Genomic DNA, 17883 nt, shown 5'->3' with positions numbered 1-17883 from the left:
AGAAACTCCCGATATGAAGATGTAAGGTTCAGACCCCGAATTCAGAGCGGACAAAGCGCCTGCAGGCTTCCGTCTGGGGGGCGTCGAAAATCTGATCCGGCGGCCCCATCTCGCCCACGACCCCGCGATGCAGAAACACGACCGAGGAGGAGACCTCTCGCGCAAAGCGCATCTCGTGGGTGACGAGGATCATCGTCGTGCCCGCGATCGCCAGATCCTTGATGACCTGAAGCACTTCGGCGACAAGTTCGGGATCGAGGGCCGAGGTTGGCTCGTCCAGGAGCAGGGCCTTCGGATCGATCGCCAGCGCCCTTGCGATCGCCGCCCGCTGCTGCTGCCCACCCGACAACTGCGCCGGGAAGAAGTTGTGCTTGTCGGCGATGCCCACGCGCTTAAGCAATTCGTGCGCACGTTCGGCGGCCTGCGCGCGGGGAACGCCCAGCACATGCACGGGCGCCGCGATGACGTTCTCCAGAATTGTCATGTGGCCCCAAAGATTGAAGCTTTGGAACACCATGCCGAGCGAGGAGCGGATGCGGCGGATCTGGCGGGGTTGAACGCCGCCGGACGGCTTCGCCGGATCGAAATGGAGCGTCTCGCCGTCGATCTGGATGTCGCCGCTGTCGGGTATCTCAAGCAGATTGAGGCATCGCAGCAGCGTGCTCTTGCCCGAGCCTGAAGAGCCGACCAGGGAGATGACGCTGCCCTGCGGCGCGGTCAGGGAGACACCGTGGAGAACCTGGAGCTTGCCGAACGACTTCTTCAGGTCGCGGACCGCGATGCGCGGCGTGTCGAAGGATGCCGCGCCGGAAACGGGATTGACGATGTTCATTGCCGCTGCTCCGTGAACCTGCCCAGCCAGCCACGCCGCGCGCGGCGTTCCACGGTCCAATCGAACCGGCGTTCGACCCTGCTTTGAAGAAGCGTGAGCAGACCGACAATAAGCAGGTAGTACAGGGCTGCGACGGCGTAATACTCCTGGAACTGGAACGACGTCGCAACGGCCTGGTTGGTCACTGTCATCAGTTCCTGCAGCGAGATGACCGAGGCGAGAGACGTCGCCTTGAGCAGCGTGATGAACTCGTTGACCGAGGGAGGCAGCGCCACGCGCGCTGCCTGCGGCAGGGTCACCAGTCGGAAAACCTGCCAAGGCGTGAAGCCGAAGGCCGTGGCCGCGGATGTCTGCCCCTTGTCGACCGAACTCAGGGCCGCCCGGTTGATCTCGACCTGGTAGGCCGCCTCATTGACGGTGAGCGCAACCCATGCCGCAATGAACGGCGTGTACCAGGCTTCGCGGAACACCGGGCTGAACTGCGGCAGCGCATTCCAGAAGAACAGCAACCACAGCAGCGTCGGGATCGCCCGGAACACTCCCACATAGAGGCGGATAGCGATGCGGACGACCTTGCTGCGCGAATCCAGTCCGAGCGCGAGGGGCATGGAGATCGCGATCGCGGATGCGTGCGACAACACCGCCAGCGCCACGGAGATCAATGCGGCTTCAAAAAAGACCCAGGACGTCAATGCCGCCCAGAACACATCGAGATTGAAGGACATCTGCGCGTTCCGACCGGACGGCTATTGCCTGATCGCCAGCTTCTTCGGATCGAGCCGCCAGCGCTCGGCGATCTTGGCAAGCGCGCCGTTGTCCTTGAGGCCGATGATGGTCGCCATGACCGCCGAGGCGTTGTCGTCTTCCCTGCGAACGAAGACGCCGAACGCCTGCGGATCTTCAAATTCGTAGATCGAGGCCAGCGAGCCGGGAACCTGCAGATCGCGGTAGGCAAGTTCGGTGTCCTGCGTCGTGGCGGCGTAGGCGCGGCCTATGAGAACCTGCTGGATCGCGTCGGAAGCTTTTGGATAGAGCTGGACCTTGATCGGCTCGAGCCCCTTGGCCGCGAACTCCTCGTTGACCTTCTCGAGCTGCTTCACGAAGGTCGTGCCGGTCTGCACGGCTATGGTCTTGCCTGCCAGTTCCTCCAGCGAACCGACATGCCCAGTGCCGGCCTTGGCGGCGAGAACGGAAACGGTGTCGAGATAGGTTACCGCATCGAATTTCTGCTTGCGCTCGTCGGTGACGAACATGCCGCTGATCACGGCGTCACAGCGTTTTGCCTCGAGCGAGGGCAGTAAGCCGGAAAAGTCCATCGGCAGGATTTCGAGCGAAACACCCCAACCCGCCGCTATCTCGTTCATGAAATCGACATCGAAGCCGACCGGCGATTTGTCGCCGCTCTTCTCGAAATACTCCATCGGCGGAAATGACGCGTCCGTGCATACCACGAACTTGCCGCCCGAAACGAAGGCCGGCTTGTCGGCAGCACTTGCCGTGCCGTCGGCAGCGGCAATGCTCCCGGCCAGGGCGATGACGAGCGATACCTGTCTTGATCCAAACATATTCCCCTCCCGTTAGGAGCTTCCCGGCTCCGGTTTCCAACCTCAGCGCTGCGCAGAGCGAGCGCCCTCCTTCCCGCGCCTTCAGGCGCAGGCCCAGCCATTCAGCCTTCAACGACTCAGCAAAAAATTTACCGGCCTCGGGCCGACCTGGGGCATCCGCCTCTTTTTGCTTTGTGCCGCATGCGCGATGTGATCCAACATGCCGGCATAGAAAGATTGTTATCATCAATTCCGTTATTGGCAACATTTTTCTGTCCATGGCGTACAACTTTTTATAAGTTCGAGCTATATGGAGACGGGCGACATACAGGAGGCGGATCTGGGAATGGACATTTCACGCGAGCGCAAAAATGAGACGATACCGCCCGAGGCGGCATTCGGGCGCAAGGTTCGCGCTCGGCGCCAGGAACTCCGGATGACCCTCGCCGAGGTGGCGGAAAAGAGCGGTCTCGGCCGCAGTTTCGTCAGCGAGATCGAGCGGGACATGGTGTCGCCCTCGATCGCCTCATTGCTCAAATTGTGCCGCGCATTGGGGCTTGGGCTTCGCGACCTGTTCGATGAGAAGCCGACAGCGCTGATCCGCAAGGCCGAACGCCGCCAGGTCGATCTCGGCGGGCACGGCTTCGTCGACTATGCCCTGACGCCGCGCAATTCGAAGCACATGCTGGTCACCTGGACCGAGTTTGCGCCGGGGGCCACCGCCGGCGACGACTTCTACTCGCTCGACGCGGACGAGGAACTTATCCTGGTGCTCAAGGGTGCCATCACTGTCCGCTTCGAGGACGAGGACATCGAGATGGCCGAAGGCGATGCCCTGACCTTCGATCCGCGCCGGAAGCGCCTGCTGACAAACCCGTTGAAGAACCAGCCGGCAGTCGCGTTGATGGTGTATGTGCCGCCGCCCCTTTGATGGCCGCGGTCGTCGGCGAAGCAGGCAGGTGCCTCCGGCTCGGTTCGGCGAAGGCGCAGGAGGCCTGAACCGCCATGAATACGGCACCTTCGATGCAGGCGGGCTATGCGGGGTTCTGCACTGCCTGGCGCAGGACGAACTTCTGGATCTTGCCCGTCGCCGTCTTGGGCAACTCCCGGAATTCGAAGCGCCGGGGCACCTTGAAGCCGGCCAGATGCTGGCGGCTGAATGACAGGAGTTCCTCCGCAGTCGCCGATGCACCCGGCTTGAACTCGATGAAGGCGCAGGGAATCTCGCCCCATTTGTCATCGGGAGCGGCAACCACGGCCGCCAGAAGCACCGCCGGATGCTGGTGCAACACGCTCTCGATCTCGAGGCTGGAGATGTTTTCTCCACCCGAAATGATCACGTCCTTGGACCGGTCCTTGATCTCCACATAGCCGTCGGCATGCATGACGGCGATGTCGCCGGTGTGGAACACGCCGCCGGCAAACGCCGCTTCGGTAGCCTCTTCGTCTCGATAGTAGCCTGCCATCAGCGTATTTCCCCGCAGCACGATTTCCCCCAGCGCGGTTCCGTCGCGGGCTACGTCGGCGCCCTGTTCATCGACCACCCGGAGATTGCTTGCGGTGACATGGCGAATGCCCTGGCGGGCGAGAAGCCGCGCCTTGTCCTGTGCGGCCTTGCCCGCATCTTTCTCGTCGAGGATGCAAAGCGTTGCCGGCCCATAGGATTCGGTCAGGCCATAAAGATGAATGAGATCGAACCCCAGCGAATCCAGTTGGGCGATCAGCGCACTGGTCGGCGACGCCCCCCCCGTCACCACTGTCAGTCTGCGCGAGGCGTCCTTGGTCGCAGCCGCGGGATGATTGATCATCATGTAAAGCACCACCGGCGCGCAGCTCATATGCGTCACGCCATGGCGTGCGATCGCCGCGAAAATCAGTTCCGGATCGACCCGGTCAAGACACACATGCAGGCCGCCCGCCGCCGTCACCGCCCAGGTGTGGCACCATCCGTTGCAATGGAACATCGGCAGTGTCCAGAGATAGACGGACTGATGGGTCAGTCCCAGCGCCAGCACATTGCCCAGCGCATTCAGGTAGGCGCCTCGATGGTGATAGACGACGCCCTTCGGCTTGCCGGTGGTCCCCGACGTGTAGTTGAGGCAAATCGGCTGCCATTCGTCTGCAAGCACCGCGGCATCATAAGGCGATGCCGCTGCGTCTCCCCCTTCGAGAAAGTCGAGTTTCCCCTCCCCGCCACGGCCGCCCGGTTCGCCAAGAACGAAAAGCGGCACCGCCGCCGCCGATGCCGCCTCGCGGGCGGCGGCCAGACAGGCCGCGTCCGCAATCACGAAGCGGCTTTCGGAATGCTCCAATATGTAGCCGACGGTGGGGGCATCCAGCCTCGTATTGATGGTGTTGAGCACGGCGCCGACCATCGGGACGGCGTAGTGGGCGGCCAGCATTTCCGGGCGGTTTTGCGCCATCACGGAGACGACCTCGCCGGGCTTCACGCCCTCGCGACGCAGGAAAGCGACAAACCGCGCGACGATCCTCGAAAACTCCCGATAGGTCCACACATCGTCGCGCCATGCGACGGCCGGGCGCTCGGGAAACGCCAAAACCGCCCGGTCAAGAAAGTCCAGCGGTGTCAGCGGACGATGATTGGCTACGCGCGCCTTGAGATGGCTTTCGATACGCATCCTGCTCCTCCTCCAAAACAATGCCTGATCGATGCCCGATCAAAGCGCTTCGCCAGTTCCGTTCCGGCGCATGTCCTCATGTCAAAGCCGGCCTCCCTTTCGGGACCGCCCGCTCCAAGGCCATTCAGGAGCGCCTGCCCCTCCTCCGGGGATCGGCGCGATGCCCTGCCTCCATCAATGCACATGGTGACAAGGCTAGGGGTGGCCCAGCATCAGCGACATATCTGATAAAACGAGCGAGCGCTCGATTTTCCTATCGTTCCCCTTCCGTTTTTGCAACAGGCCCCTTGCTGCTATTTGCCGCCCCCTGGCCGGCTGTCGGGGCCGAAACCCCGTTCGTGCCTTCGGGCAGCAGAGCCACACCGCATGGCGGATAAATTTCGCCGGGCTGGTTCAGCCGCGTCAAGGCGACGATACCCCCGAAATGGGGTCCCTCTTTGAGATCACATGTTCTAGAGTCGAGAAGTACAGGATTTCGAGGCGGCAGGCATGGCGGCAATCTACATCGACTATCTCAATGGGCTCGACATCGACGCCCTGGCGATGACCGACGACGAAATCATCGGCGCGGTCGAAGCGGCGCTGGTTGCGCAGGGCAAGGGCGAGACGGTCATCGAGCCGCGCGTCCATCTCGAGCCAGACCCGGCCTTTCGCGGCCATTTCAACGTGCTTCGCGGCTATGTCGCGCCGCTCGACGCCGCCGGCGTAAAGATCGTCGGCGACTATGTCGACAACTACAAGCTCGGCCTGCCGTCCGAATTCGGTATCCTCAACCTGTTCGATCCGCGCACCGGCACCCCCCGCGCCATGCTCGACGCCACGGCGATCACCGATATGCGCACCGGCGCCGTCACCGCGCTCGGCGGCAAGTATCTGGCGCGCAAGGGGTCGAAAATCCTCGGCCACATCGGTTCGCGCGGCACCGCCTACTGGAACGTGCGGCTGCTCGACCATCTGTTCGATTTCGATGAAATCCGGGTGCATTCGCGCCGCCCCGAAAGCCGCAACGGCTTTGCCGAAAAGCTTTCCGCCGACCTTGGCAAGCCGGTCCGGGCGGTTGGCGACTGGCGAAGTTGCGTCGATGGCGCCGACATCGTCGTGGAGGCCTCGCGCCTGCCGGAGCCCGAACCGCTGCTCGAGACCGAATGGATCAAGTCCGGTGCGCTGGTCATGCCGTACGGCACGATGAGCGCGGTCGAACTGTCGCTGACCGACATCATGGCAAAGATCGTCGTCGACGATTGGGGCCAGTGCAAGGGCGGCAAGCTCGGTTCGCTGCGGGCCCATGTCGAAACCGGCCGCCTCAGCGAGCAGACGCTGCACGCCGAACTCGGCCAGATTGCCGCGGGGCTGAAAGCCGGCCGCGAAAGCGAGGAGGAGACCATCCTGTTCTGGCATCGCGGCCTGTCGCTGTCCGACATCGCGCTCGGCAAGGCGATGCTGACCAAGGCGCAGGCGAACGGCATCGGCCAGCGGTTGCGCTTTTCATGACGCGCGTGGTTCTGGCAGGGGCAGGCGCCACTGTCGAGGACGTGGTGGCGGTTGCCCGCGGGCGTGCAGCTGTAACAGCCGTGCAGGCCGTCGCCGAAAGACTGGAGCAGGCGCGCCGGGTGCTCGACCGGGTAGCGGGGTCGGGCCAGAAGATTTACGGGTTGAATACCGGGCTCGGCGCCAATCTCGGCACCGCCGTCAGCGACGACGCCGGCGCCTTCCAGCGCCAGCTTATCGAAGGACGCAGCGGCGCGGTCGGCGAACCGCTGCCGGCTGAAGTCGTGCGGGCGGCGATGTTTGTCCGCGCCGCGACGCTGGCGGTCGGCGGTTCGGGCATTTCGCCCCATGTGTTTGCGGCCCTTGTGGACGTCCTCAATGCCGCGGTCCATCCGGTGATGCCGTCGCTGGGTTCGATCGGCGCCAGCGACCTGCTCGTCATGGCGGCAATGGCGCGCCTGCTGATCGGCGAGGGCGAAGCGGAATTTCAGGGCGAGCGGCTGCCGACCGCCGAAGCCTTGAGCCGGGCCGGGCTCGAGCCGGTGGAACTTGCGCCCAAGGATGGGCTGTCCCTGATCAGCGCCTCGGCGGTCTCGGTCGGCCACGGCGCCTTGGCGGTGGCCGATGCGTTGACGGTTTTTTACCAGCAGCAGCAGGCCGGCGCGCTGACCATGGAAGGCATCGGCGCCAACCGCGACGGCCTAGACCCGCGCCTGCAGCGGGCGCGCCCGGCTTTCGGCCAGGAACTGGCAGCCGAGGGGCTGCGCACCCTGCTGTCCGGTGAAGGGCCGGCAGCGCCCAAGACCTTGCAGGATCCGCTGTCCATCCGGTGCATGGCGCCGATCCACGGCGCGCTGTTTCATGCCATCGGCGAGGCGCGAAAGGCGGTCGAGACGGAACTCAACGCCGCCGCCGACAATCCGCTGGTTCTGGTCGAAGACGGCGCTGTGCTCTCTACGGGAAACTTCCATACGGCGGCGTTGGCGCTCGCCTTCGAGGGGCTGGGGCTGGCAATTGCGCAGGCTGCGGCGGCCAGCGCCGCCCGCTTCGTCCAGCTTACCGGCACCGGCCGCAACGGATTGCCGAAATACCTGTCGCCGGTCGGCGGCGCTTCGGCCGGTTTCGTCCCGCTGCAAAAGGCGGTCGGCGCCATGCTCGCGGCGATCCGGCACAAGGCCAATCCGGTGGTGCTGGACTTCCTGCCGGTTTCGGAAGGTGTCGAGGACCATGCCACGCAGACGCCGCTGGCGGTCGCCAAATGCGCCGCGATGATCGCCCTGTGGCGGCGCCTGGTCGCCTTCGAACTGATGGCCGCGGCGCAGGCGGTCGATCTCGGCGAAGACGTAAGGCTCGCGCCCGGCACGGCGAAGGTCCATGCGCAGGTGCGCAAGCTGATCCGGCCGCTGCATGAGGATCGGCCGCTGGGCACGGATGCGGACCGGCTTTACGAGGCGCTTTCCAGCGGGAAATGGCAGGCGTAGCGCGCGCCGTTTTCTGCGGGGGTCAGTTGGGGCTCCTCACGCCGGCAACGGTCCTGCGCGCGCGGGCAGCGGGTGTGGAAACGGCAGCCGGAAGGCGGATTGGAGGGGCTGGGGATTTCCCCCGCCAGCACCAGCTTTTCCCGCTTGTGCTCGGGATCGATCACCGGATTGGCCGACAGCAGCGCCGCCGTATAGGGATGCCTCGGGCTGCCGAACACACGGCGCGTGGGCCCCTCCTCCATTACTTTGCCGAGATACATGATGGCGACGCGGTCGGTCACGCGTCCGATGACGTTCAGGTTGTGGCTCACCATCAGGATGCCCAGCGAAAAACGTCTTTGCAGGTCGGCAAGCAGATTGAGCAGCTCACCCTGCACCGATACGTCGAGCCCCGCCGTCGGCTCGTCGGCGATGAGGAAGGAGGGCTCGCACACCAGCGCCCGCGCGATCGCCACCCGGCGCGCCTGCCCGCCGCTGATCTGGTGCGGGAATTTTCCAAGCTGGGCTTCGGCGAGGCCGAGCCGCGCCATCAGGTCCAGCACTTTCGGCCAGCGCTCCGCCTTATCCAGCCCATGTATGGCAATCGGCTCGGCGAGCAGCTTTCTGACCGTGAAGCGCGGCGACAGCGAGGACAGCGAATCCTGGAAGATCATCTGCACGCGCCGTCTGAGCCAAAGGCGGTCGGCGCGTGTCAGAACCGTCAGGTCGCGTCCCCCGACACGCACCGTTCCCGATGTCGGCCGGTTGAGGCCGATCAGCGCCTTGGCCAGCGTGGTCTTGCCGCTGCCGCTTTCGCCGACGAGGCCGAGCGTTTCGCCGACGGTCAATGTCAGATCGATGCCGGCGACGGCCTGCACGCCGCCGGCAAAGGTGACGCGCAGGTCCTCGATCTCGATGGTGTCCGCTGCCGCCATCACGGCACCAGCCAGCAGGCGGCACTGTGGCCGGATGCGACCGTTCGCGGCGGCGGCTCCTCGGCGCATTTGGCGAAACGCGACGGGCAGCGGTCGGCAAAGATGCAACCGGCGGGCACATTGACGAGGTCGGGCAGGCCGCCCGGAATGGTCACCAGCCGCTCGCCGGGTTCGTCGGCCGGGTCGATCTCGCAGGCCAGCAGCGCCAGCGTGTAGGGATGGCTGGGGTTCGAGAACAGGCTCTTGACGGGGCCGCTCTCCACGATCTTGCCGGCATACATGACGGCCACCTCGTCGCAGATTTCCGAGATCAGCCCGAGGCTGTGCGACACGAAGACGATGGAGCCGTGGAACTCGGCGTGCAGGTCCTTCAACAGCCGCACGATCTGCGCCTCGATGGTGACGTCGAGCGCCGTCGTCGGCTCGTCGGCGATCAGGATGTCCGGCTCGCACAACAGCGCCATGGCGATCATCACGCGCTGGCGCATGCCGCCTGAAAACTGGTGCGGATAGGCCGAAAGCCGCGCCTCGGGATCGGAGATGCCGACGCGGGCGAGCATGCGGGCCGCCCGCGCCAGCAATTCGCGGCGGCCAAGCCTGGGATGGCGGCTGCGCTGGGCATCGACAAGCTGGGTACCCAGGGTGAACACCGGGTTGAGCGCCGTCATCGGGTCCTGGAAGATCATGGCGATGCGGGTGCCGCGCAGCCGCTGCAATTCCTTCGGCTTCAGCGCCAGAAGGTTTTCGCCGCCGAAGGTGATCTGGCCTGAAACGCTTTCGGCATTTTCGGGCAAGAGCCCGAGCAGCGCCAGAGCCAGGGTCGACTTGCCGCTGCCGCTTTCGCCCACCAGCCCTATCGTGCTGCGCCTGCCGATGGTCAGGTTGACGTCGCGCAACGCATGCACGGTGCCGTTGTCGGTGCCGAAATCGACGTTGAGGTTGCGGATCTCGACCAGGCCGTCCATTTCCATGCCTAGCGCCTCAACTTGGGGTCGATGGCGTCGCGCAGCGCCTCGCCGAACAGCGTGAAGCCGAGGGTGGCCAAGGTCAGCAGGCCGCCGGCCACCAGAACGGGCCAGACGGACTGGTTGAGATAGGTGAAGCCGTCGAACAGCATGGAACCCCAGCTTGCCAGCGGCGGGCGAATGCCGACGCCGAGAAAGGACAGGCCCGCCTCCAAGGTAATCACCACCGGCACGTTCATCGAGGCGAGCACGACGATCGGCCCGATGATGTTGGGCAGCACATGGGCGAGCATGATGCGCGGGCCGGAGGCGCCAAGCGCCCGTTCGGCTTCAAGAAAGGGCCTCTCCTTGACCGTCAGCGTCTGGGCGCGCGCCACGCGCCCGAATTGCGGAATGAACACAACGGTGACCAGAAGGATGATGTTGAACAGTCCTGGGCCGAGCACGGCCACAAGCGCCAGCGCCAGAATGAGGCTCGGGAAGGAGCTGATGATGTCGAAACAGGCCAGGATGGTGCGCTCGATCGCCGGCGGCGCATAGGCGGCGACAACGCCGAGGATCACGCCCAGCACCAAAGCCGTGGTTGTTACCGCGAGCGCTACGCTGACGGCGATGCGGGTACCGTAGAGGCTGCGCGAATAAAGATCGCGCCCCAGATGGTCGGTGCCGAGCCAATGGCTTGCCGAGGGCGGCGTCAATCTCGACGCGACATCGATCTGGTTGGGCAGGTGGCTGGCGATCAGCGGCGCGGCAATACCGCTGAAGACGACGATCAGCGCGGCGATCATGCCCAGCCGTCCGCTCGGGCTCTTCCACACCCGCCACAGCACCTCGCGCATCAACCGGCTCCCCCGGCGCGCGTCCGACCGAGGTTTTCGCGCACGCGCGGATCGAGCCAGGCATAGGACAGGTTGACGAGCAGGTTGGCCAGAACGAAGATCGCCACCACGACCAGGATGCCGCCCTGCACGATCGGGTAGTTGCGGTTCTTGATGGCGTCGAAGATCAGGGAGCCGAGGCCGGGCCGGTTGAAGATGATCTCGACGAAAACGGCACCGCCCATCAATTCGCCGATGCCGACGCCGAGGATGGCGACCGTCGGGATGCAGGCGAGCTTGAGGGCGTATTTCATCACCACGCGCGTTTCCGGCTGGCCGTAGGCGCGCGCCGTGCGGATGAAGGGCTCGCCCAGCACCTCGAGCAGCGAGGAGCGCACCAGCCGAGCGATGTAGCCGATCCAGCCGACGGCGAGGGCCAACGCCGGCAATACCAGATGATGCAACTGGTCGAGCACATGGCCGGGCGTGCCGGCGCCGAGCACCGGGAACCAGCCCAGCCTGAGCGAGAAGAAATAGAGCAGCAGGATCGCCACGACATAGCTCGGGGTGGCGACCAGGCTGACGCTGAGCACGGCCAGCGCCTGGTCGAGCAGGCTGCCGGGGCGGACCGCCGCATAACAGCCGATCGGAACGCCGATCGCCACCGCCAGCCCGATGGCCGACAGGGCGAGCAGCATGGTGTTGGGCAGCGCCGCCATCACCAGCCCGGCTACCGGCCGGCCGGTCAGCACGTCGACGCCGAGGTCGCCTCGCAGCGCCCGGAAGAAGAACACGAACACGCGCTCATAGAGCGGCAGGTTCAGCCCCATCTGCTCGCGAAAAACCGCGACCGTCTGCGGCGTGGCGCGCGGCCCCAGCAGGATGGTGGCGGGGTCGCCCGGCACGATCAGGGTCAGCGCGCACAACAACGCCATGGAGCCGATCAACACCAGGACCGCCGTGCCGAGCCGCACGGCGCCATAGCGGACAAGGCTGTTTCGGCCCCAGAGGCCTTCCTCTGCGCCTTTCGCCAACGGGCGTCAGGCCTGCTTGAAGGCCGCGTATTGCATCTGGCTGCCATTGGGCAGGATGCCGGGTTTCAGCGTGTCCTTGAAGGCGTAGGTGTAGGCGTTGTGGGTGATCCACCAGAAGGCGGCGGATTCGTCCATCAGCTTCTGCGCGTCGATATAGATCTGCTCGCGTTTCTTGGGATCGGATTCGACGCTGCCCTTCTTGTGAAGGTCGTCGAACTCCTTGTTCGACCAGCGCTGCCAGTTCCAGGTGCCGATCTGGTCAGAGGTGAACCACTGCGTCTGGAAGCCGGGGTCGAATTTGCCGTGATACTCCACCAGCACCAGTTCGAGGTCCTTGCTGGCGTCGTTTTCGCCATAGGCCCAGTAGGCGCCCGGATCGAGCGCGTCGATCTGCACGTCGATGCCGATCTCCGCCAGGTTGGCCTGCACGACCGCTGCCGTCGCCTGCGCCACGGCCTTGCTGAGGACGGTGAGCCTGGTCGAAAAACCGCCGCCCTGGCCCGCTTCCTCTAGCAACTTCTTGGCGGCCTCCACGTCGCGCGTATATCTCGGCGCGTCGGCCCAGTAGCCGAGGATGCCGGGGGCCTCCAGCGCATAGGCCGGCTCGACCGATCCATTATAGGCGGCGGCGATGATCGCCGGCACGTCGAGCGCCAGCCGCACCGCCTGACGGACGCGCACGTCGTCGAACGGCTTCTTTTCGATGTTCGGCCCGATCCAGACATAGTCGATGGCCGAAATCTTCTCCACCTTGATGCCCGGCGTCGCACCGATGTCCGTGGCGACGGCGGGGTCGATGCGGCCGAAATCGATCTCGCCGGCCTGCAGGGCGATCTGCGCGGTTTTGTCATCGGAAATCGGCCTGCCGACGATCTCGGTGAAGGTCGGCTTTTCCCCGGTATAGTCGGGATTGGCAACGAGCGTGAAATGGTCGCGCGGCACCCATTCCTTCAGCATGTAGGGGCCGGAGCCGATCGGCGTCGTCTTGAACTTGTCGCCCAGTTCCTCGAACGCCTTTTTCGAGATGATCGCGCCGGAGCCGTCGGCGAGCGCGATCAGCCAGACGGCCGGCGAAGGGTTCTTCAGGTGGATCTTGCCGGTCAGCTTGCCGGTAACCTCGACCGAATCCAGTGCCGCCCAGTCGTCGGCATAGTTGACCTTGGTGCCGTCAGGAGCGGGCTTGAAGCGCTCGAACGAGAACTTCACGTCCTCGGCGGTCAGGTCGCCATAGCCGCCGGTGAACTTCAGGCCTTCCTTGAGCTTGAACTCGATCAGCGTGTCGCTGACCTGCTTGATCTCTTCCGCGGCATCGTTTTCCCACTCGGTCGAACCCGGCTTGAACTTCACCAGCCCCTGGTTGATGGCGAGGATGACATTGACCTCGATGGTGCCGGTGCGGTTCGCCGGATCGAGGTTCTTCAGGTCTTCCTCGACGCGCACGACGATGCGCCCGTCGGCGGCATGGACCACGTTCGACCAGGGCATGCCCAGCACCGTGACCCCTGCGGTGGCTGCGCCTGCGAGAAAGCCCCTGCGCGTCAGTTCGTAACCCATGCTCACTTCTCCTCCAAGCCCAGCCTGCCGTTCCATCCGGCGCTTCGTGCGGCTGCCCGTTTCACTCGATCGGGCAGGATCGTACGAAGATCGCATATCGTTCACAAGAAAAGGGCGACGGCAAGCCGCAATCCCCGGCGAATGAACTTTCTTCGAGCCAGTGCAGCGGGAAACGGATTTCCGGCATCGGTTTTCCGACATGCCAGGTCGGCAGGGTTGCTTTTTTCCCGAACGCTCGGGCAATGTCCGCGCGAGTTCCCGGGAGCAGTTCCATGAGCATCAAGACAGTCACCGAGTTTCCGCGGCGCGTGCGCGTGGTCGACACCGAATGGATCGTGCTTGGCGACGGCACGCGGCTGGCGGCGAAGATCTGGCTGCCGGAAGACGCCGTGCAATCCCCGGTGCCGGCCATCCTCGAATACCTGCCCTACCGGCGGCGCGACGGGACCGTGCTGCGCGACCGGCAGATGCATGCCTATTTCGCCGGGCATGGCTATGCTTCGGTGCGCGTCGACATGCGTGGCTCGGGCGATTCGGACGGCCTGCTTCTGGACGAGTACCTGCCGCAGGAACAGGCGGATGCCGTCGAGGTCATCGCCTGGCTGGCCGCGCAGCCCTGGTGCAGCGGCACGGTGGGCATGATGGGCATATCCTGGGGCGGCTTCAACTCGCTGCAGGTGGCGAGCCACCGGCCGCCGGCGCTGAAGGCCATCATCACCGCCTGCTCCACCGACGACCGCTATGCCGACGATTGCCACTATATGGGCGGCTGCCTGCTCAACAATTCCATCGCCTGGGCCTCCACCATGTTCGCCTTCGGCGCACAGCCGCCGGATCCGGCCGTCGTCGGCGAGCGTTGGCGCGCTCTATGGCTGGAGCGGCTGGAAAACAATCCGCTGATGGCGGCGTCCTGGATCGAGCACCAGCACCGCGACGAATTCTGGAAGCAGGGTTCGGTCTGCGAGGATTATTCGCGCATTACGGCGGCGGTCTACGCCGTCGGCGGCTGGGCCGACGGCTATTCCAACGCCATCCCGCGCATGCTGGCCAACCTGCCGGGGCCCAGGAAGGGGCTGATCGGCCCATGGGCGCACGCCTATCCGCATGAGGCCAATCCCGGCCCGCGGATCGGCTTTTTGCAGGAGGCGCTGCGCTGGTGGGATTTCTGGCTGAAGGGAAAAGACACCGGCATCATGGACGAGCCGATGCTGCGCGCCTGGATGCAGGAAAGTGCCAGGCCGGCCACCACCTATCCCGAACGTCCCGGCCGCTGGATCGCCGAAACGGCCTGGCCTGCGGCGGGGCGCCGGCCGGCAATTCTCCATCTCTCCGCCCGCCGGCTGGCCGACCGGCCGGGCGAAGGCGAAGCCGTCATCGTCGCATCGAGCCTTGCCACCGGCGTCACCTTCGGCGAGTGGTGCCCCTATGGACTGGCGGGGGAACTGCCGTCCGACCAGCGCCCGGATGACGGCCGCTCGGTCTGTTTCGACACCGAGCCGCTGGCGGAGCGGATCGAAATCTTCGGCGCGCCCGTGGTCACGCTGGACCTGTCATCGCAAAAGCCGGCGGCGATGATCGCGGTGCGGCTGGAGGACGTGGCCCCGGACGGCGCCTCGACGCTGGTCACCTACGGGTTGCTCAATCTGGCCCATCGCGACAGCCACGAGCAACCGCAACCACTGGTGCCGGGCCAGACCTATCGCGTGGCGGTAACGCTCAACGACATCGCCCAGGCATTCCCGCGCGGCCATCGCATCCGCCTGGCATTGGCCACGTCGCACTGGCCGATCGCCTGGCCGTCGCCGGAGCTTGGCGCGCTCACCGTCTTCACCCAGAAAAGCACCCTGGCGCTGCCGGTGCGCGCGCCCTCGCCGCTCGATGCCGGACTTCAGGACTTCGCGGAGCCGGAGCAGGCCGCACCCGAACCCCATACCATCCGCAAGCTCGGCGGGCGCAACCGTTCCGTCACCGAGGACCCGATGACCGGCGACGTCACGGTGACGGTGTATCGCGAGCGCGCCTCCTATCACCTGCCTGCCATCGATCTCGACTTCGACGCCGATACGCGCGAGCACTACCGCATCAACGAGGCCGATCCTTCGGCCGCCAGCGCCGAAACCCGCTCGACCTGGAAACTGGCGCGGGGCGACTGGCGCATCCGCACCGAAACCGCGACGCGGGTAAGCTGCACGCCGACGGAGTTCGTCATCAATGCTTCTCTCGACGCCTTCGAGGGCGAGGAGAAAGTGGCCGGACGGCTATGGGAGAAGAAGATCCCGCGCCAGCTGGTTTAAGGATGCCGTCACAGTTGCGATTTTGACTTCCGGCGTCCTTCGCTCCCGGTGGAATCGACGAGCAGCAGTTCAGCCTTCGCCCATGCCTTCTGCAGGCTTGGCGGCGCTTCCTTCCCGTACCCTTTGCTCGATGCGGGCGCCCACTTCGGCGTCGATGTTCTTCCAATACTGGAAAGCGCGGCTCAGCACCGGCTCGCGCACGCCGCCCAGCAGGCTGCCGGCAACCTGGTCCACGAGCCTGGCCCGCTGCGCGTCGCTGAACACCTCGCGCACCAGTATGCCCGGCTGGCCGAAATCGTCGTCGTTGCCGCGCAGCGTGTAGGCGCTGCGCACCATCTCGCCGTCGGCTTCCCAGCCCTCGGCGACGGGGCCGGTCTGGTCGGCCCACTCGCGGCCACCGCTGTTGGGCGCATAGACCGGAGCATTGCCCGAATGGTGATAGGCCATCTGGCCGTCGAACATGTAGCTGCTCACCGGAACCTTGGGCTGGTTCACCGGCAGTTGATGGAAGTTGGTGCCGATGCGGTTTCGCTGCGCGTCGTTATAGGCGAAGGCGCGGCCGAGCAGCATCTTGTCCGGCGACAGGCCGATGCCGGGCACGGTGTTGCCGGGCGAGAACGCCGCCTGCTCGATCTGGGCGAAGAAGTTCTCCGGATTGCGGTTGAGCGTCATCTTGCCGACCTTGACCAGCGGATAGTCCTTGTGCGGCCAGGTCTTGGTCAGGTCGAAGGGGTTGATGCGGTAGGTCCTGGCCTCCTGGTAAGGCATGACCTGGACCGACAGCGTCCAGCTTGGATGCTCGCCGCGCTGGATGGCCTCGAACAGGTCGCGGCGGTGGAAGTCGGCGTCGGCGCCGGCCATCGCGGCCGCTTCCTCGTTGGAGAAGAACGCCATGCCCTGATTGGTATGGAAGTGATACTTGACCCAGAATTTCTCGCCCCTGGCGTTGACCCACATATAGGTGTGCGAACCATAGCCGTTCATGTTCCGCCAGGTGCGCGGCAAGCCGCGCTCGCCCATCAGATAGGTCACCTGATGCGCGCTCTCGGGATTGTTGGTCCAGAAGTCCCACTGCATGTGGTTGTCGCGCAGGCCCGAATCGGGAAGGCGCTTCTGGCTGCGGATGAAATGCGGGAACTTCATCGGGTCGCGCACGAAGAAGATCGGCGTGTTGTTGCCGACCAGGTCGTAGTTGCCCTCAGCGGTGTAGAACTTGAGCGAGAAGCCGCGCACGTCGCGCCAGGTGTCCGGGCTGCCCATCTCGCCGGCCACGGTGGAGAAGCGCGCCAGCATCTCGGTGGAAGCGCCCTTCCGAAACAGCGCCGCCTTGGTGTAGGCCGACACGTCCTCGGTGGTCTCGAAGGTGCCGAAGGCGCCGGCGCCCTTGGCGTGCGGCTGGCGCTCGGGCACCTTCTCGCGATTGAAATGCGCCATCTGCTCAAGGAAATGCACGTCGTGCAGCAGGATCGGGCCGTCGGCGCCGACGGTCAGCGAGTTGCGGTCGCTCGGCGCGGGTGCGCCGGCACCGGTCGTGGAGCCCGTTGCCAGCTCGTTCTGGGCGTTGCGTTGTTCCGACATGGATTACCTCCTGCAGGCTGCGGATAGCGGCGGGCCGTCGGTCATATTGCCGAGCCGAGCAACATGCTTCGATATCCGCTGAATCCTCGTAGCTCGAGTTGGGACCTAGAATTCAATAACACGCTTTGGACAGCAGATGGTCAATAGCAATCGCAAGCGCATGAATGCAGAGCCAGCCTTGATATTTCGCGCGGCACCCCCAGCGCGTCACTATGGCAGGGAGAGCCGACCACCGCTGCCATGTTGGGCAAACAGCTTGGCGGCCTCACCAGCGGTTGGGCTCTATCCGTCGCGCTCCATCGCCGCCTAACGTTCAAAATATAAAGAATGAAAATTCGTTATTGTTCAACATACGTTTACAATGCGTACAAGCTACCGCTCTGGCAATCGGCATTCCGGCTCACCAATTTCCGTCTTGTCCAAGCGACATCAACCACCCGTCAGGGGCGCGCTTGAAGACATGGTATTGAAAAACATGGAGTGTTTGACATGAACAGGATTCTTCTCTCGGCCGCTGCCGCCCTCGTCCTCTCGGCCGGCGCCGCATTCGCCGAGAACCCCCATGTCGGCGGCGCCGACATCAACGATATCGCTCGCCAGCAGGCTGTTGACAGCGTCAAGACCAGCTCGATCTCCAGCGACGAGGCCACCCTCGGCAACCTGCTCGGCAGCAACGTGAAGGTCCAGGAATCGGGCCAGGGCATCTGGGGCCGCTAAGCCCCGCTGCCTTCTGTCGATCCCG

16 protein-coding genes are annotated in these 17883 nt (G+C 64.8%); 5 read left to right on the top strand and 11 right to left on the bottom strand.

The window, feature by feature from the left end; translation table 11 throughout:
* Positions 1-28: 28 nt before the first annotated feature.
* The 3 genes from ACTDI4_RS01005 to ACTDI4_RS00995 are packed head-to-tail and all read right to left on the bottom strand — an operon-like array spanning position 29 to position 2397.
* Complete coding sequence (locus ACTDI4_RS01005; RefSeq protein ID WP_442839351.1) at positions 29-832, bottom strand: ATP-binding cassette domain-containing protein; 804 nt, start codon at positions 830-832, stop codon at positions 29-31.
* A complete protein-coding gene (locus ACTDI4_RS01000) occupies positions 829-1557 on the bottom strand; it encodes an amino acid ABC transporter permease (RefSeq protein ID WP_442839350.1) in 729 nt (242 codons plus the stop codon). Before ACTDI4_RS01000 ends, ACTDI4_RS01005 begins: the two co-directional genes overlap by 4 nt.
* A gap of 21 nt (positions 1558-1578) precedes the next feature.
* A complete protein-coding gene (locus ACTDI4_RS00995) occupies positions 1579-2397 on the bottom strand; it encodes an ABC transporter substrate-binding protein (RefSeq protein ID WP_442839349.1) in 819 nt (272 codons plus the stop codon).
* 289 nt (positions 2398-2686) lie between these two features.
* On the opposite strand from ACTDI4_RS00995, the gene ACTDI4_RS00990 reads away from it, so the two are divergent.
* Positions 2687-3307, top strand: a complete 621-nt coding sequence (locus ACTDI4_RS00990) for a helix-turn-helix domain-containing protein (protein WP_442839348.1) — start codon at positions 2687-2689, stop codon at positions 3305-3307.
* A 103-nt stretch (positions 3308-3410) separates the two neighbouring features.
* On the opposite strand, the gene ACTDI4_RS00985 is transcribed toward ACTDI4_RS00990, so the two are convergent.
* The gene (locus ACTDI4_RS00985) at positions 3411-5015 is read right to left on the bottom strand and encodes an AMP-binding protein (RefSeq protein ID WP_442839347.1); all 1605 of its coding nucleotides are present in this window, start codon (positions 5013-5015) and stop codon (positions 3411-3413) included.
* A gap of 489 nt (positions 5016-5504) precedes the next feature.
* On the opposite strand from ACTDI4_RS00985, the gene ACTDI4_RS00980 reads away from it, so the two are divergent.
* Both ACTDI4_RS00980 and ACTDI4_RS00975 read left to right on the top strand, forming a co-directional pair.
* Complete coding sequence (locus ACTDI4_RS00980; protein WP_442839346.1) at positions 5505-6506, top strand: ornithine cyclodeaminase family protein; 1002 nt, start codon at positions 5505-5507, stop codon at positions 6504-6506.
* A complete protein-coding gene (locus tag ACTDI4_RS00975) occupies positions 6503-7984 on the top strand; it encodes an HAL/PAL/TAL family ammonia-lyase (protein ID WP_442839345.1) in 1482 nt (493 codons plus the stop codon). The genes ACTDI4_RS00980 and ACTDI4_RS00975 overlap by 4 nt, the downstream gene beginning before the upstream one ends.
* Here the strand turns inward: ACTDI4_RS00975 and ACTDI4_RS00970 are convergent.
* From ACTDI4_RS00970 to ACTDI4_RS00945, 6 genes are all read right to left on the bottom strand, one after another.
* Positions 7948-8898: an ABC transporter ATP-binding protein gene (locus ACTDI4_RS00970; protein ID WP_442839344.1), complete on the bottom strand. Its 951-nt coding sequence runs from the start codon at positions 8896-8898 to the stop codon at positions 7948-7950. The two genes, ACTDI4_RS00975 and ACTDI4_RS00970, sit on opposite strands and share 37 nt — an antisense overlap.
* On the bottom strand, positions 8898-9869 hold the full coding sequence (locus ACTDI4_RS00965; RefSeq protein WP_442839343.1) for an ABC transporter ATP-binding protein: 972 nt from the start codon (positions 9867-9869) through the stop codon (positions 8898-8900). The genes ACTDI4_RS00970 and ACTDI4_RS00965 overlap by 1 nt, the downstream gene beginning before the upstream one ends.
* A gap of 2 nt (positions 9870-9871) precedes the next feature.
* On the bottom strand, positions 9872-10702 hold the full coding sequence (locus ACTDI4_RS00960; RefSeq protein WP_442839342.1) for an ABC transporter permease: 831 nt from the start codon (positions 10700-10702) through the stop codon (positions 9872-9874).
* The gene (locus tag ACTDI4_RS00955) at positions 10702-11715 is read right to left on the bottom strand and encodes an ABC transporter permease (protein ID WP_442839341.1); all 1014 of its coding nucleotides are present in this window, start codon (positions 11713-11715) and stop codon (positions 10702-10704) included. The genes ACTDI4_RS00960 and ACTDI4_RS00955 overlap by 1 nt, the downstream gene beginning before the upstream one ends.
* Positions 11716-11721: 6 nt before the next feature.
* Entirely contained in the window at positions 11722-13269 is a 1548-nt protein-coding gene (locus ACTDI4_RS00950; protein WP_442839340.1) for an ABC transporter substrate-binding protein, read from the bottom strand.
* 61 nt (positions 13270-13330) lie between these two features.
* Positions 13331-13549: a hypothetical protein gene (locus ACTDI4_RS00945; protein ID WP_442839339.1), complete on the bottom strand. Its 219-nt coding sequence runs from the start codon at positions 13547-13549 to the stop codon at positions 13331-13333.
* Between ACTDI4_RS00945 and ACTDI4_RS00940 the strand changes: the two genes are divergently transcribed.
* Positions 13542-15563 carry a CocE/NonD family hydrolase gene (locus ACTDI4_RS00940; protein ID WP_442839338.1) on the top strand — a complete coding sequence of 674 codons (2022 nt, stop codon included), beginning with the start codon at positions 13542-13544 and terminating at the stop codon, positions 15561-15563. The genes ACTDI4_RS00945 and ACTDI4_RS00940 overlap by 8 nt on opposite strands.
* Positions 15564-15632: 69 nt before the next feature.
* Here the strand turns inward: ACTDI4_RS00940 and ACTDI4_RS00935 are convergent, their stop codons facing one another.
* Positions 15633-17141, bottom strand: a complete 1509-nt coding sequence (locus ACTDI4_RS00935; protein WP_442839337.1) for a catalase — start codon at positions 17139-17141, stop codon at positions 15633-15635.
* Positions 17142-17630: 489 nt separating this feature from the next.
* On the opposite strand from ACTDI4_RS00935, the gene ACTDI4_RS00930 reads away from it, so the two are divergent.
* Positions 17631-17858, top strand: coding sequence for a DUF680 domain-containing protein (locus ACTDI4_RS00930; RefSeq protein ID WP_442839336.1), 228 nt, complete (start codon positions 17631-17633; stop codon positions 17856-17858).
* Positions 17859-17883 lie beyond the last annotated feature (25 nt).

This window comes from Mesorhizobium sp. PUT5, from assembly GCF_052216645.1.
Taxonomy (GTDB): Bacteria; Pseudomonadota; Alphaproteobacteria; order Rhizobiales; family Rhizobiaceae; genus Mesorhizobium.
This window is presented reverse-complemented; position numbering and strand designations above follow the sequence as displayed.